Here is a 15,473-nt window from a genome sequence, read left to right as displayed (position 1 = left end):
CTTGGCAAAAATAGAATCTCTTTTATTAAATTTTCAACTCAATTAATAATGAATAAGGAATGAAAACAAAGGAAAACTAATTTGAAGAGAAACGGGGGATATGATATGGAAATATATGGAATTATCTCTTTACGAGTAGTTGTTGTTTATCTGTTAATTATCCTCATTTTTCGTTTGATGGGGAAAAGGGAAATTGGTGAGCTGGGTGTTATCGATTTAGTTGTGTTTATTATGATTGCTGATATTGCCGTCATTGCCATTGAAAGATACAATGAATCTTTTTTCAAACCAATTTTACCAATGGGAATTTTAGTTCTCATTCAAATTATTTTTTCTCATCTTTCATTAAGAAGTCGAAATTTCCGAAAGCTAGTCGATGGTGAACCTTCAATTATAATAAAAGACGGAAAAATACTCGAAAAACAAATGAAAAAACAAAGATACAATTTCGACGATCTGCTCATGCAATTGAGAGAAAATAATATTCGTTATATTTCCGATGTTGAATATGCAATTTTGGAACCAACCGGGAAACTATCTGTCATAAAAAAGGAAAAAAATAAAACCTGCTACACGGTTGGACTGATTATCGATGGAGAACTGCAAGAAGAAAAATTATCAGAGTTAAATTTGAATAAGGAATGGTTATACGATGAATTAAATAAAAGAGGAATTAAAAATCTAAAAGAAATATCTTTTTGCAGTTACGAAAACGGCAAACTTTATATTGATAAATATAACTAATAATACAAAGGTCCCTTTCGTAAAAGGACCTTACACTTTTTTAACTCTTTCTGAATGAATTGCTAAAAACATTATTTTCTGTTTGGGATGATTAAAGAGATTGCTTTTTGAATGTCTCCTTTATTAATTACTTTTAAAAATAACAAGAAGAGGAAATAAATTCCGCACATTACGATAACCGTTGCAAAAATTGCAAATAGTAAGGGCAGTTGTACGGAAAAAATAGGATATAGATACTTTCCGGCAAAACCGGTAAGTATAGTTGTAATCAAAATTTTTGCATAGTAACCGGCATAAAAAGTAAGTGGGATCACCTTTAAAATCGTTGCATAATGAAGTAAGGTTACCAGTATAAAGCCAACAACAATGCCAATAGCAACCCCATTAATACCAAAGCTTGGATTGGAAGCAAGAGTAAAAATGAGCATTAACTTTACTACAGCACCAATTAAACTGTTAATCATGGCTGCCCGAGCCAAATCTAATGCTTGAAGTGCTGATTGTAAAGGGGATTGTAAATATTGCAATATGATGAACGGAGCAATTAATTTAATAAAATATGCGCCGCTTAAAGAATTATATAACAGTTCCATTAACGGACCGGCAAGAACAAGTAAAATGATGACCGGCAACGCGCCTGTTAACACACAAAATTTCAATGCCTGTTGGATCCGCTTCTCCACCATTGCATATTGTTTTAATGAATGCGCTTCACTAATGGCAGGGACAAGGGAAGTACTTAAGGCAATCGTTACAAAAGAAGGCAGTAATAATAACGGCATGGCAAATCCGGTCAAAGCACCGTATTGTTTTGTCGCCATCACGGCACTTACACCGGCAATGGCTAACGCTTGGGTAACAACAATCGGTTCTAAAAACCAGGAAACAGAACCAATCATTCTGCTGCCGGTCGTTGGTATGCCGATACTCATTAATTCTTTAAAAATCGTTTTTGTTTTGCCCAAGCTTTTAAAAAAGTTCTTTCGTAATGGAAACGGTTTTCGAATTTTGAACATCGTTAATAAATAAAGTAAAGAAACTAGTTCTCCGATTACCGTAGCGATCATAACTGCTGATGCTGCATACTCAATTCCATAAGGTAAGAACATTTTTGCTAAAATCATAATAAATATGATTCGTACCGTTTGTTCAATCAATAGCGAATAAGCGGAAGGTTTCATATTTTGCTTCCCTTGAAAATATCCGGCAATTACCGAGCTAACGGCTATAATCGGGATGACCGGACTAATGGCAAGGATAGGATAAATAATTCTTGCATCGGTAAAAACAGTTTTCGCTAAAATAGGTGCACCAAAAAAGAGTACCGGTGTAAAAATTACCGATAAAGTCAATGTTGTCATTAACGAAACAACCAGTATTTTCTTTACCTTTGCCGAATCTCCCTTTGCGTCCGCCTCTGCAACCCGTTTGGAAATGGCAACCGGTAAGCCCACTTGTGTTAATGTTACAACCAAAGAAAATGTAGGGTAAGCCATCATATATAAACCTACACCCTCTTCACCAATCAATCTTGCTATTAAAATCCGATTAAGGAATCCGAGCATTCGGGTGATAAGACCGGCAACTAAGAGGATGATTGTTCCTTTTAGAAATTTAGACATTTTTGTTCCCTGCCTTCTCAAATGGGATTTTTTTTTATACAATGATATATATGCAAATTTGTGGACAACCTTGCTAACAATTTTAATCATTGCTTGTCAAATCGTTATATTTGGAAGAAGGTGGGGATTACTTTGACTGTTCATCTCTATGAAAAATATCGAGAAGATGTTGCAGTTGTCTTGAGTTCGAAGCTGGATGAATTTAAAGTTTTTGACTATGATCAAGTTTCTGAAGATGATTTATGGAATTTTTTACTTACAAAAAAATGGAGAAAGCCGCGGGAAGATGTACATATTTATGAAATCGTCCGCGATATTTTGAGTGTGAAGGTTAGCGATTTTATTTCCTTTCAAACCGTTGAACATTTAAAGGGAACTGATTGGTTCTCGGATGCGGGAGCGAGTGAACTAGAAGAATTATTGAAAAAATAGGAAAAATTGACAGCTTGTAACGGATGTAACATAATGTACATGGTAATAAATGATATTGAAACCTCATATAAAAACGTTTTTCATAGCTAATATGGGTGTTCTCTTTAAGGGAGGATTTTTAAACAAATGATTAAACGTAGCAGAATTATTGCTTTTTTTCTTCTTCTTATTTTATTTGCTAGCTTGCTTGGTACAACGACAAATCCCATTCTTAACCGAATCAAGCTTGGACTTGACTTGCAAGGTGGATTTGAAGTACTCTACCAGGTCAAACCTGTAAATGATGGGGATAAAATTACTCAGGCTACATTAGCCAGCACAGCAGAAGCACTGAGTAAACGGATTAATGCTTTAGGTGTCAGTGAGCCGAGAATCGATGTAGAAGAAGGAAATCGTATCAGGGTTCAACTGGCAGGGATAAAGGATCAAAAACAAGCAAGGGAAATGTTATCCACAACGGCAGAGTTATCTTTCCGTGACTCTGAAGATAATAAATTACTTGATGGTACGGATCTTGTCCAAGGAGGCGCAAAACAATCCTATGACCAAAACGGCAAGCCGAACGTCACCTTAAAATTGAAAGATGCTTCACGATTTGCCAAGGCGACAGAAAAAGCTATGGAAAAGACCCCTTCCGTTATGGTTATTTGGCTTGATTTTGATGAAGATAAAGACTCCTATGCAAAAGAGGCCGGAAAGAAAAATCCAAAATATATTTCTGCACCGATGGTTTCAAAGGTTATCAATAGTCGCGATGTGGAAATTACAGGGAATTTCACTGTAGAAGAGGCAAAAACATTGGCTGAACTATTAAATGCCGGTGCTTTACCTGTTAAGTTGAAGGAAATTTATTCTACGTCGGTCGGTGCCCAATTTGGTTCTGATGCTTTACAATCTACCGTATTAGCCGGAATTATTGGAATAGCTGCTATCTACCTCTTCTTAATTGTCTATTACCGCTTGCCGGGTCTGGTTGCTTGTATTGCCTTATCGGTTTATATTTGGCTGCTTTTAGCTGTTTATGATGGACTTAATGCGGTTTTGACATTACCGGGTATTGCAGCATTTGTATTAGGTGTTGGGATGGCGGTCGATGCAAATATTATCGCATACGAGCGACTTAAAGAGGAGATTAAAGTAGGACGCTCCCTTCAAGCTGCTTTTAAAGAATCAAATAAAACATCATTTGTCACGATCTTTGACGCCCAAATTACGACACTGATAGCAGCCGTTGTTCTATATATTTATGGACAAAGTTCTGTCAAAGGCTTCGCAACAATGCTCATTATCAGCTTGTTAATCAGCTTCATCACAGCTGTATATTTATCCCGTTTCTTATTGGGTTTGCTTGTTCACAGCAATTGGTTTAACCATAAATTAGGTTGGTTTGGTGTAAAAAAACAAGATGTTCATGATATCAAACAGGGTGTCGAAACAGTCGATCTTCCTACTCGCTTTGATAAAATTGATTTTGTAAAACGAAAAAATGTATTTTTTACGTTATCCGGTGTTTTACTTGCACTAGGTATCGTTATGTTGCTTATCTTCCGGTTAAACTTGTCCATTGACTTTACCAGTGGTACCCGGATTGAAGTATCCTCGGATAAACCTTTAACGACAGAAACAGTAAAAAGTGAATTAGCAAAATTTGATATTGAAACGGATGATATTGTTTTATCCGGTGATAATAACAACAGTGCCGTCGCTCGTTATAAAGGCAGTTTATCTCAAAATGAAATCAATGAATTAAAAGATTACTTCCATGAGAAATATGGTGCCGATCCGAATGTTAGTGTCGTTACTCCGACAGTTGGCCGGGAATTGGTAAAAAATGCCATTTATGCTGTGCTGATTTCATTAGCCGGAATCATCATTTATACTGCATTCCGCTTTGAATGGAAAATGGGGACAGCGGCGATCTTAGCATTAATCCATGACTCGTTCTTTATGGTAGCAGTCTTTAGTATTTCGAGACTTGAAGTTGATCTCAATTTCGTAGCGGCCGTTTTAACCATTATCGGGTTTTCCATTAATGATACGATTGTTACATTTGACAGGATTCGCGATCATATGAAGAAAAAGAAGAGAATCCGTACTTATCAAGAATTGGAAGAGATTGTTAATAAAAGCTTGCGTCAAGTGTTGACACGTTCCATTAATACTTCACTTTCGACATTATTGCCGATCATTTTCTTATTATTAATGGGTAGTCAAGCAATTTGGAACTTCTCCCTTGCCATGCTAGTCGGCTTAATTGTCGGGGTTTATTCCTCGGTCTTTATTGCCGCTCAATTATGGCTCGTATGGAAAGGCAAAGAATTGAAGAAAAAAGGTGTATTGATTACGTATAAAGAAAAGAAAAAATACTCCGATCAACCGGTTGTGTAAATAATGAATTTTACTCGCTCCTATCTTAGGGGCGTTTTTTTTCTAATCCTCTCATTGATTCACTTCTATTCCTCTAGTATAATAGATGAGTTGAGAGGTGAAAGGAAATATGTTGCAAGCAAAGACGCGTTGGATGGTTCGAGAAGGGAATCGTCAAAAAGCGGAACAATTAATGAATGAACTGCAGTTGACACCTCTAGTAGCAAATTTATTAGTCAATCGAGGTTTAGATACGGCTGAAAGTGTAAAGAAATTTTTAAATCCGGATGAAGAATTTCACCATCCTTTTTTGCTCAATGATATGGATATATGTGTTGAACGAATTTTTCAGGCAATTCGAAACCGCGAGCGAATGGTCGTGTACGGTGACTATGATGCGGATGGAGTAACAAGTACTTATGTATTATTGAAAACATTACGTGAACTCGGTGCCGATGCCGATTTTTATATACCAAATCGCTTCACGGAAGGATATGGTCCAAATGAACAGGCCTTTCGAACACTGAAAGAATCCGGTTACCATTTAATTATCACGGTTGATAACGGGATTGCCGGGATTCATGAAGCAAAAGTGGCAAAAGAAATTGGTATTGATTTAATCATCACCGATCATCACGAACCCGGTCCGGAACTCCCGGATTGTTTGGCTATTATTCATCCGAAGAGGGCGGATTCCAATTACCCGTTTAAAGATTTAGCCGGTGTCGGTGTCGCGTTTAAATTGGCGACGGCTCTTTTAGGGAAAGTTCCGGAAGAATTGCTTCCTTTTGCCGCAATCGGAACAATCGCTGATTTAGTACCTCTCAAAGATGAAAATCGCTTGATTGTTAAAAAAGCATTACCTCTTTTACAATCGTCGGATCATACTGGTTTAAAGGCTTTAATGCGGGTGGCCGGAATCAATCAGCAAGAATTAAATGAAGAATCCATTAGTTTTGGACTAGCCCCGCGGATAAACGCTCCCGGAAGATTATACCATGCCGGTATGGTCGTTGATTTATTCTTGGCAAATGATAAAGATGAGGCTGAACAATTGGCCTATGAAATTAATGAAATCAATAAAGAAAGACAAGAAATCGTCGATAAAATAACTGTAGAAGCGATTGAGGAAATATCCCAATCATCGAATTACATAAACGATCAGGTCATCGTGGTTGGTAAGGAAGGCTGGCATGCAGGGGTCATTGGCATTGTTGCTTCTAGATTAGTAGAAAAATTTTATCGGCCGGTTATTGTTTTTTCATTTGATCAAGCAACCGGGTTGGCTAAGGGGTCAGCAAGAAGTATTCCAAAATTTAATATGTATCAAAATTTGTTCCAATGTAAAGAACTTTTACCGCATTTTGGCGGACACCCGATGGCTGCCGGCCTGACCATGAGAACTTCAGATGTTCCGGAATTACGGGAACAGTTGAACCGGTTGGCTAGAGAACAATTAGATGAAGATGATTTTATCCCGGTTACTGAAGTCGATGGTGTAATCCCATTAGAGGATATCCATTTACAGTCTGTTAAAGAATTGCTTCAGTTTGCGCCTTTTGGAACAGAAAATCCAAAACCATTGCTTTTAATAAATGATATTCAATTGCCACAAATCAAAAAAGTCGGTGCAGAGAAAAATCATCTGAAAGCAATTATTGAAAACGACTCGGCTCAACTTGATTGTATCGGTTTTCATATGGGGGATCTTGCCGATGAAATATCACCATTATCGAAAGCTTCAGTTATTGGAGAGTTAGCGATTAATGAATGGAATCATGTTAGTAAGCCCCAGTTTATATTGAAAGATATTTGTATCGATGAATGGCAGTTGTTTGATTATCGTGGAAACCGAAGAATCGACCAGTGGATTCATCAAGTACCGGAAAAAAGCAGTAAACTAATTGTGTTTCGGGAATCAACCGTCAATCAAATGAATTTATCCGAGTTCGCTGCCGGTCTTGAAATCATCCATTCTGAAGCCTCAGCAAAAAATTGCGATATTGACGGAATGAACATTGTTCTAATTGATTTACCCCAAACAAAAAAACAATTAGAGTCATTATTGGCAGGAAAGCAGGTTGCAAGAATTTATGCTCATTTTTATCAAGACGATATCGAACTTTTAAATACGATGCCGACAAGAGAACATTTCAAATGGATGTATGCATTCTTGCGTAAAAAAGGTGTGTTTGATTTCCGGCGTTATGGCGCTGATTTGGCGAAATATAAAGGATGGTCACTTCATACACTAAAATTTATGCTGACGGTGTTTTTTGAACTGAATTTTGTTACAATGGATAATGGGATTCTTTCAGTTATAAAAGATCCGTCAAAACGAGATTTATCAGAATCGAAAACTTACCAATTAAGGCAAGAAATTATTCAATTGGAAAAAGAGTTGCTCTTTTCATCCTATAAACAATTAAAAATTAGTCTCGATAGATTTATCGGTACCGCAAATATGAAGGAGGCAAAGGCATGGATTTAGAAAAATATATTGCGATAGTTGAAGATTGGCCAAGTAAAGGAATTAGTTTTAAAGACATTACGCCGTTAATGGCCGATGGAGCTGCGTTTAAATACGCAACGGATCAAATTGTTGAGTATGCGAAAGAAAAACAAATTGACATTGTCGTCGGTCCGGAAGCTCGCGGATTCATCATTGGTTGTCCAGTTGCTTATGCTTTAGGCGTTGGGTTTGCACCGGTACGTAAAGAAGGGAAACTTCCTCGGGAAACCATTAAAGTAGAATATGGCTTGGAATATGGTAAGGATGTCCTGACCATTCATAAAGATGCGGTAAAACCCGGACAACGGGTGTTGATTATTGATGATTTATTGGCAACTGGCGGGACGATAGAAGCAACCAAAAAATTGGTTGAACAATTAGGCGGAATCGTAGTTGGTGCGGCATTTCTTATTGAATTAACGTATTTAAACGGTCGGGAAAAATTATCAGGTATCGATTTAAAAACTTTGATTCAATACTAGTTTTGTTTTTTTTTTTGAGGGGCTTGGCTTTTTCGCCAAGCTATTTTTTAACAAAATAAGAAATTATAAAATTCCTCGGTGCATCGAATTCACTTCTTTGTTGGAAAATTAAATATTAACCTACACAAAAATAAAAATGCTTTACTTTTTCGCCATAATTATCAATAATAATAACAATCAATATGAATGTGCAAACTTTCATTTGGATGAATATACCCTATTTCATCAGTCAAGGAACCCAACAAGATTTGTTTCGACACAAAAGTTAAGAGGTAGAGGGGATATGCTTCTTTAGCCGAGTGGTTTGGGTGGTACATGTTGATTAGACAAGCCCTATGCATATTCACTTTAAGTTCCTTTTACAATCCAGCGTGGGTTAGCAATTTCTGTCACTGGTTGAAGGTCCACTTTATTTGGACAGGCAATCATGACTTATTTTGATACAAATATTGATGCATTTCTATAAAGGTGATTATCATGAGTTCCGATCAAACAATGACAATTGAAGAGTGTATGGAAAAAGTAAGTAGTTATTTAAATGAAGAACATACGGAATTGGTTCGCCATGCATACGAATTTGCAGAACAGGCACACCATAATCAAATTCGAAAATCCGGTGAGCCCTATATCATCCATCCGATTCAGGTTGTCGGGATTTTGGCTGATTTAAAAATGGATCCGGCAACACTTGCGGCGGGGTTTCTTCACGATGTTGTTGAAGATACGGATATAACATTGGCGCAAATTGAAGAAGAATTTGGTCAAGAAATTGCTATGCTCGTTGATGGTGTAACGAAATTAGGGAAAATCAAGTATAAATCCCATCAGGAACAACAAGCGGAAAATCATCGGAAAATGTTTGTGGCAATGGCAAAGGATATGCGTGTTATCATCATTAAGTTTTCCGACCGATTGCATAATATGCGGACATTGAAACATCTGCCGGAAGAAAAACAACGCCGAATCGCCAATGAAACATTAGAAATTTTTGCACCGCTTGCTCACCGCCTTGGAATATCAAAAATAAAATGGGAATTGGAAGATACGGCTCTTCGCTATTTAAATCCTCAACAATATTATCGCATTGTCAATTTAATGAAAAGAAAACGTGCTGAGCGGGAAGAGTATATTCAAGAAGTGATCAATGAAGTTCAAAAGCGGGTAGATGAAGTTTCGATTAAAGCTGAAATTACCGGTCGTCCCAAACATATCTACAGCATCTACCGGAAAATGGTCCTCCAAAACAAACAATTTAATGAAATTTATGATCTGCTGGCTGTCCGAATTATTGTAAACAGTATTAAGGACTGTTATGCCGTTCTTGGAATTATTCATACATGCTGGAAACCGATGCCGGGAAGATTTAAAGATTATATTGCAATGCCGAAACAAAATTTATATCAATCCTTGCATACAACGGTTATCGGTCCAAAAGGGGATCCATTGGAAGTACAAATCCGTACGTTTGAAATGCATCAAATTGCAGAATACGGGATTGCTGCACATTGGGCCTATAAAGAAGGGAAAAAGTTTAACACACCCGATCAATTTGAAAAGAAACTAACCTGGTTTAGAGAAATTCTTGAATTTCAAAATGAATCTTCAAATGCCGAAGAATTTATGGCTTCATTAAAAGTTGACCTGTTTTCTGACATGGTGTATGTTTTTACCCCTAAAGGTGATGTCATTGAATTGCCGGCCGGGTCTGTACCAATTGATTTTGCTTATCGAATTCATTCAGAAATAGGTAATAAGACGATTGGGGCTAAAGTAAATAATAAAATGGTACCTCTTGATTACCGCCTAAAAACCGGTGATATTATCGAAATCCTTACGTCAAAACATTCATATGGACCAAGCCGAGACTGGATTAAACTCGCCCAAACATCACAGGCAAAAAACAAAATTAAACAATTCTTTAAACGCCAACTTAAGGAAGAAAATGTCAATAAAGGCAGAGAACTTGTTGAAAAAGAAATTCGAAATATGGAATTTGATATAAAAGAAGTTATGACAAGCGAGAACCTGAAACGAGTAGCGGATAAGTTTAATTTTGCCAATGAAGAAGATATGTTTGCGGCAGTCGGTTACAATGGCATTACAGCGGCTCAGATAGCCAACCGCTTAACCGAAAAATTACGGAAAAAGAAAGATATGGATGAAACACTCCTCTTTAAAGATATTTCCGAGTTAAAACCTGTTAATCACCCGAAACGCCGGGATGCAGGAGTCCGTGTCAAAGGCATCGATAATTTACTGATTCGCTTGTCTAAATGTTGCAGTCCGATTCCGGGTGATGAAATTGTCGGCTATATAACGAAGGGACGCGGTGTTTCGGTTCACAGAACGGATTGTCCGAATGTAAAGGGCGATGATGTAAAAGATCGGCTTATCCCGGTTGAGTGGGAAGGATATGCCTCGACAAATAAAGAATACAATGTTGATTTGGAAATTAACGGTTATGATCGGAGAGGGTTATTGAATGAAGTATTACAAGCAATTGCTGAGACAAAAACAAATATTACCCAGGTAACAGGAAAAACCGATCGGAACAAAATCGTTACAATCCATTTATCAATATCGATTCAAAATGTTGCCCATCTAAAAAAAGTTGTTGATCGAATTAAACAAATCCATGATATTTATACGGTCCGCCGAGTAATGAATTAAAGGGGGGTACGAAATGCGAGCTGTATTACAGCGGGCAAAAAATGCAAGTGTAACGGTGAATGGAGAAATCGTAGGGAAAATTGCAAAAGGATTTGTTTTACTCATCGGTGTGACCCATTCAGATACTGAAAAAGACGCAGAATACCTTGCTGAAAAAATTTCCGGTCTTCGCGTTTTTGAAGATGAGAACGGGAAAATGAACCTTTCCCTGTCAGACGTTGAAGGAGAGATTCTTTCCATCTCACAATTTACGTTATACGGGGATATCCGGAAAGGGAGAAGACCTAATTTTATGGAAGCGGCCAAACCGGATCAAGCCAATCGATTATATGAATATTTTAATACGCGATTACGGGAAAAAGGCTTTGTCGTTGAGACAGGTAAATTTGGTGAAATGATGGATGTAACCTTTACGAATGACGGACCGGTTACATTGATTATTGACAGTCAGTCACTGAATCACTGATAGATAAACCACAGCAGTTCTAATTAAAAGTAAGCTTGATAATTAACAGGTAAACTAATGATAGGAGCCACCTGTTCTCGTCAAAAGTACTATATTGATTATTGGCAGGCAAATCATTACATCATTGGTAGACAAGCCAGAGCTGCCTAATCATAAGTACAAATTAATTATTGACCGGACGATCATTACATCACTCGCATCGTTGGACAAACTTAACCGGAGTTTGTCTTTTTTTATGAAAAAGCAACGTTAGAATAGGACATACTATTATCGACAAAACTTTTTTAGGAGGAAAATGATGCGTGCAAGTGATAAAAATGATCAGGTAAACCTGACAGGGAAACAAGTTTTTGGCGTAGACTTCCATGACTTTATTGAAAAACAAGAAAATGCATCTTTGTTTGAACTGGCGTCTGAGTACGGACTTTCAATAGGAGAAGTAAGAAAGCTGAAAAAACATCTTTTTCGCTCATAGATACTTGACTTTTAATTAAGCTTCCCGTATGATAAAGTATCAATAACAATATTTTTAATATAATAAACTGATGACGGAGAAAAGTAGTTTCGCCCCAAATGGAAAGAGAGGGAATGTCGCGGCTGAAAGCATTCCTCCATAATGACGAAATGAAAGACACTCCTGAAGTGATTCCTGAACGATCGTTGCCGGTTTCATGGGCGGTTTAGTAAGGGCAATACGTAGGCAGGCGTTAACTGTTTAAGTGGAAGAATAATAGGTATTATTCTTCAATTAGGGTGGCACCGCGAGATCAAGCTCTCGTCCCTTGTTAATGACAAGGAACGGGGGCTTTTTTATTTTTCCCTATTTATTTTCCTTTTTAAAAGATAAGAAATTATAAAAATGCAGGCGAAAAGCTTTGGATTAGTTTTATTGTCTAACTCCGGTCGCCCAGCGCTTTTCTTATTAAAAACTAAATCGTAATACATTAAAGGAGGCTTTACATTTGAAAGTTCAAATTCCAAGAGGAACCCAGGATATTCTTCCCGGTCAGGCAAAAATTTGGCAATGGTTGGAAGAAAAAATGCGCGAGGTTACAAATAAATATCATTTTGAAGAAATAAGAACACCTATTTTTGAACATACGGAAATTTTTGCACGAGGAGTCGGTGATACGACCGATATCGTTCAAAAAGAAATGTATTCCTTCCAAGATCGTAGCGGTCGTGACTTGACACTCAGACCTGAAGGAACAGCAGCGGTTGTCCGATCCTTTGTCGAAAATAAAATGTATGGTGACCCGAATCAACCGGTAAAGCTTTTCTATATTGGTCCGATGTTTCGTTATGAACGTCCACAATCCGGGAGATACCGTCAATTTGTTCAATTTGGTGTTGAAGCATTGGGAAGTCAAGATCCGGCCATTGATGCCGAAGTAATCAGTCTTGCCATGAATATTTACAGAGAGGCCGGATTAAAAAATGTTCATTTAGTCATCAATAGTTTAGGCGATAAAGAAAGCCGGGCAAAACACCGGGAAGCGCTAATCAACCATTTTCGGCCTCGAATCGGCGAGTTTTGTGAAGATTGTCAAAACCGGTTAGAAAAAAATCCGTTGCGAATTTTGGATTGCAAGGTTGACCGGGAACATGAACTGATGAAAACCGCGCCGTCAATTTTAGAATATTTGAACGACGAATCAAAAGTTTATTTTGATAAAGTTTGTCAATATTTAACCGATTTAGGTATCGAATATACAATTGATTCGACATTGGTTCGCGGTCTTGACTATTATAATGCGACAACGTTTGAGATTATGAGTTCTGCACCGGGTTTTGGTGCCATTACAACATTATGTGGCGGCGGTCGCTATAATGGGCTTGTTGAGGAATTCGGCGGACCGGAAACACCGGGAATTGGCTTTGCATTAAGTATAGAGAGGCTGATTGCTGCATTGGAAGCAGAGCAAGTTCAACCGGATATACATAACGGTCTTGATTTTTATGTTGTTGCTTTAGGTGAACGGGCAAAAGATTACTCAGTAAAATTACTAAGTGAACTGCGGAATAACGGTTTTTCAGCTGACCGCGACTATACGGGTCGGAAGATGAAAGCTCAATTAAAATCGGCAGACAGGCTACATGCAAAGTTCGTGGTAATTATTGGTGAGGATGAACTGGATGCCGGTATTGTCCAATTGAAAAATATGGAGACCGGTGAACAAAAAGAAATTAAATTAGCAACATTTATTGAAGAGATTAAACAATTTGCTGTTTGATGGAGGATGGAAAAATGTCAATGTTTGGTAGAACCTATTATTGTGGAGAAATTTCCGAAAAAAATGAAGGGGAAACCGTTGTGTTAAAAGGATGGGTCCAAAAAAGGAGAGACCTCGGCGGACTTATTTTTATTGATTTAAGGGATCGAACCGGCATCGTTCAGGTCGTTTTCAATCCGGATGTTTCAAAAGAAGCTTTGGCCATTGCTGATGGAGTTCGCAGTGAATATGTTCTGGATGTACAAGGAAAAGTTGTTTTACGGGAAAAAGGTACAGAAAATCCAAAGTTAAAAACAGGAAAAATTGAAATTCATTGTGAAAAAGTTTCTGTTTTAAATGAATCGAAAACACCGCCGTTTATGATTGATAACAATGCCGAAATCACGGAGGAAATGCGGTTGAAATATCGCTACTTAGATTTACGTCGTCCGGTGATGTATGAGACATTAAAATTACGGCATAAAACGGTAAGAGCGATTCGTGACTTTTTAGACAGTGAAGCCTTTATAGAAGTGGAAACCCCGATATTGACAAAAAGTACGCCTGAGGGAGCGCGGGACTATCTTGTTCCCAGCCGCGTCCATCCGGGAGAATTTTATGCGTTGCCGCAGAGCCCGCAACTTTTTAAACAGTTGCTGATGGTTGGTGGCTTTGACCGTTATTACCAAGTGGCCCGTTGTTTTCGTGATGAAGATTTACGTGCAGATCGTCAGCCGGAATTTACCCAAATTGATATTGAGACAAGTTTCTTAAGTCAGGAAGATATTATTGACATTGTTGAACGGATGATGAAAAAGGTAATGAAAGATGTAAAAGGTATTGATATTACGATACCGTTTCCGCGCCTTACCTATCAGGAGGCAATGGACCGATTCGGGTCGGATAAACCGGATACTCGTTTTGGCCTTGAACTTGTTGATCTTTCTGAAGCTGTTAAAGATTCCGGTTTCAAAGTTTTTGCCGATACGGTTGCTTCCGGCGGACAAGTGAAAGGAATCAATGTAAAAAAAGCGGCTGACAAGTATTCACGTAAAGATATTGATGGATTAACGGAATTTGTGAAACGTTACGGTGCAAAAGGACTGGCGTGGGTCAAGGTTACCGATCAAGGTTTCAACGGTCCAATCGCGAAATTTTTTGATGAAGCGACCCGAAGTCAATTAACATCAATTTTGGAAGCAGAAACCGGTGACTTATTATTGTTTGTAGCCGATAAACAATCAGTTGTAGCTGACAGCCTTGGTGCCCTTCGCTTGAAATTGGGAAAAGATTTGCAACTGATTGATGAGAAAAAATTTAATTTCCTTTGGGTAACGGACTGGCCGTTATTGGAATATGACGATGAAGATGGTCGCTATTATGCTGCCCACCATCCGTTTACGATGCCGTTCAGGGAAGATATCGAGCTTTTGGATACTGACCCCGGAAAGGTTCGCGCACAAGCCTATGATATTGTATTAAACGGGTATGAGTTGGGCGGCGGTTCACTCCGTATTTTTGAACGGGATATTCAAGAAAAAATGTTTCGCGCTCTTGGCTTTTCCGAAGAGCAGGCCCGAAGTCAATTTGGATTTTTAATGGATGCTTTTGAATATGGGACACCGCCACATGGAGGGATTGCCCTTGGTTTAGACCGCTTTGTTATGATTCTTGCTGAAAGAACAAACTTGCGTGATACCATTGCATTTCCGAAAACAGCCAGTGCAAGTGATCCGTTGACAAACGCACCGAGTGGAGTCAGTCAGGCGCAATTGGATGAGCTTCAACTTTCGGTCATTAACAAAGAGAAAGAGTAAAGGAAGGTATTTCCTGTTCCGCTTGTTTGAAATTTTTAATGGCAGGCAGTCAATGAGGAATACAGGTGGGAGTGGGGTTAGCCAAGGTCTGATTTCGTAATCAACATTGAGTGGGATATGGATTTCCACTGGTTGAAGTTTCACTGTA

The 15,473-nt window shown here is 38.2% G+C and carries 11 protein-coding genes and 1 other annotated feature; of the genes, 10 read left to right on the top strand and 1 reads right to left on the bottom strand.

Translation table 11 applies throughout. The features are described 5' to 3' along the window. The first annotated feature begins 105 nt into the window (after positions 1–105). Entirely contained in the window at positions 106–744 is a 639-nt protein-coding gene (locus tag BT1A1_RS11365) for a DUF421 domain-containing protein (protein ID WP_034771334.1), read from the top strand. A gap of 71 nt (positions 745–815) precedes the next feature. Here BT1A1_RS11365 and spoVB read toward each other — a convergent pair whose 3' ends face one another. Then, the gene (gene spoVB, locus BT1A1_RS11360; protein ID WP_034771333.1) at positions 816–2,366 is read right to left on the bottom strand and encodes a stage V sporulation protein B; all 1,551 of its coding nucleotides are present in this window, start codon (positions 2,364–2,366) and stop codon (positions 816–818) included. Between the two features lie 132 nt (positions 2,367–2,498). Between spoVB and BT1A1_RS11355 the strand changes: the two genes are divergently transcribed. From BT1A1_RS11355 to aspS, 9 genes are all read left to right on the top strand, one after another. After that, positions 2,499–2,798 (top strand): post-transcriptional regulator, encoded by a 300-nt coding sequence (locus BT1A1_RS11355; protein WP_034771331.1) that lies wholly within the window; start codon positions 2,499–2,501, stop codon positions 2,796–2,798. Positions 2,799–2,924: 126 nt separating this feature from the next. Next, the gene (gene secDF, locus BT1A1_RS11350) at positions 2,925–5,186 is read left to right on the top strand and encodes a protein translocase subunit SecDF (protein WP_034771330.1); all 2,262 of its coding nucleotides are present in this window, start codon (positions 2,925–2,927) and stop codon (positions 5,184–5,186) included. 109 nt (positions 5,187–5,295) lie between these two features. After that, complete coding sequence (gene recJ, locus BT1A1_RS11345) at positions 5,296–7,656, top strand: single-stranded-DNA-specific exonuclease RecJ (RefSeq protein ID WP_034771329.1); 2,361 nt, start codon at positions 5,296–5,298, stop codon at positions 7,654–7,656. Then, positions 7,647–8,159, top strand: coding sequence for an adenine phosphoribosyltransferase (locus BT1A1_RS11340; RefSeq protein ID WP_034771317.1), 513 nt, complete (start codon positions 7,647–7,649; stop codon positions 8,157–8,159). The genes recJ and BT1A1_RS11340 overlap by 10 nt, the downstream gene beginning before the upstream one ends. Before the next feature lie 477 nt (positions 8,160–8,636). Continuing rightward, a complete protein-coding gene (locus tag BT1A1_RS11335; RefSeq protein ID WP_034771314.1) occupies positions 8,637–10,829 on the top strand; it encodes a RelA/SpoT family protein in 2,193 nt (730 codons plus the stop codon). A 13-nt stretch (positions 10,830–10,842) separates the two neighbouring features. After that, a complete protein-coding gene (gene dtd, locus BT1A1_RS11330) occupies positions 10,843–11,295 on the top strand; it encodes a D-aminoacyl-tRNA deacylase (protein WP_034771313.1) in 453 nt (150 codons plus the stop codon). Positions 11,296–11,593: 298 nt separating this feature from the next. Beyond that, the gene (locus BT1A1_RS19090) at positions 11,594–11,770 is read left to right on the top strand and encodes a hypothetical protein (protein WP_034771312.1); all 177 of its coding nucleotides are present in this window, start codon (positions 11,594–11,596) and stop codon (positions 11,768–11,770) included. A 61-nt stretch (positions 11,771–11,831) separates the two neighbouring features. Next, positions 11,832–12,081 (top strand) — a binding site (T-box leader). A gap of 176 nt (positions 12,082–12,257) precedes the next feature. Further along, positions 12,258–13,529 carry a histidine--tRNA ligase gene (gene hisS, locus BT1A1_RS11320; RefSeq protein WP_034771311.1) on the top strand — a complete coding sequence of 424 codons (1,272 nt, stop codon included), beginning with the start codon at positions 12,258–12,260 and terminating at the stop codon, positions 13,527–13,529. Between the two features lie 20 nt (positions 13,530–13,549). Then, positions 13,550–15,325, top strand: coding sequence for an aspartate--tRNA ligase (gene aspS / locus BT1A1_RS11315; protein ID WP_034771400.1), 1,776 nt, complete (start codon positions 13,550–13,552; stop codon positions 15,323–15,325). Positions 15,326–15,473 lie beyond the last annotated feature (148 nt).

The organism is Caldibacillus thermoamylovorans, assembly GCF_000751775.1.
Taxonomy (GTDB): domain Bacteria; phylum Bacillota; class Bacilli; order Bacillales; family Caldibacillaceae; genus Caldifermentibacillus; species Caldifermentibacillus hisashii.
This window is presented reverse-complemented; position numbering and strand designations above follow the sequence as displayed.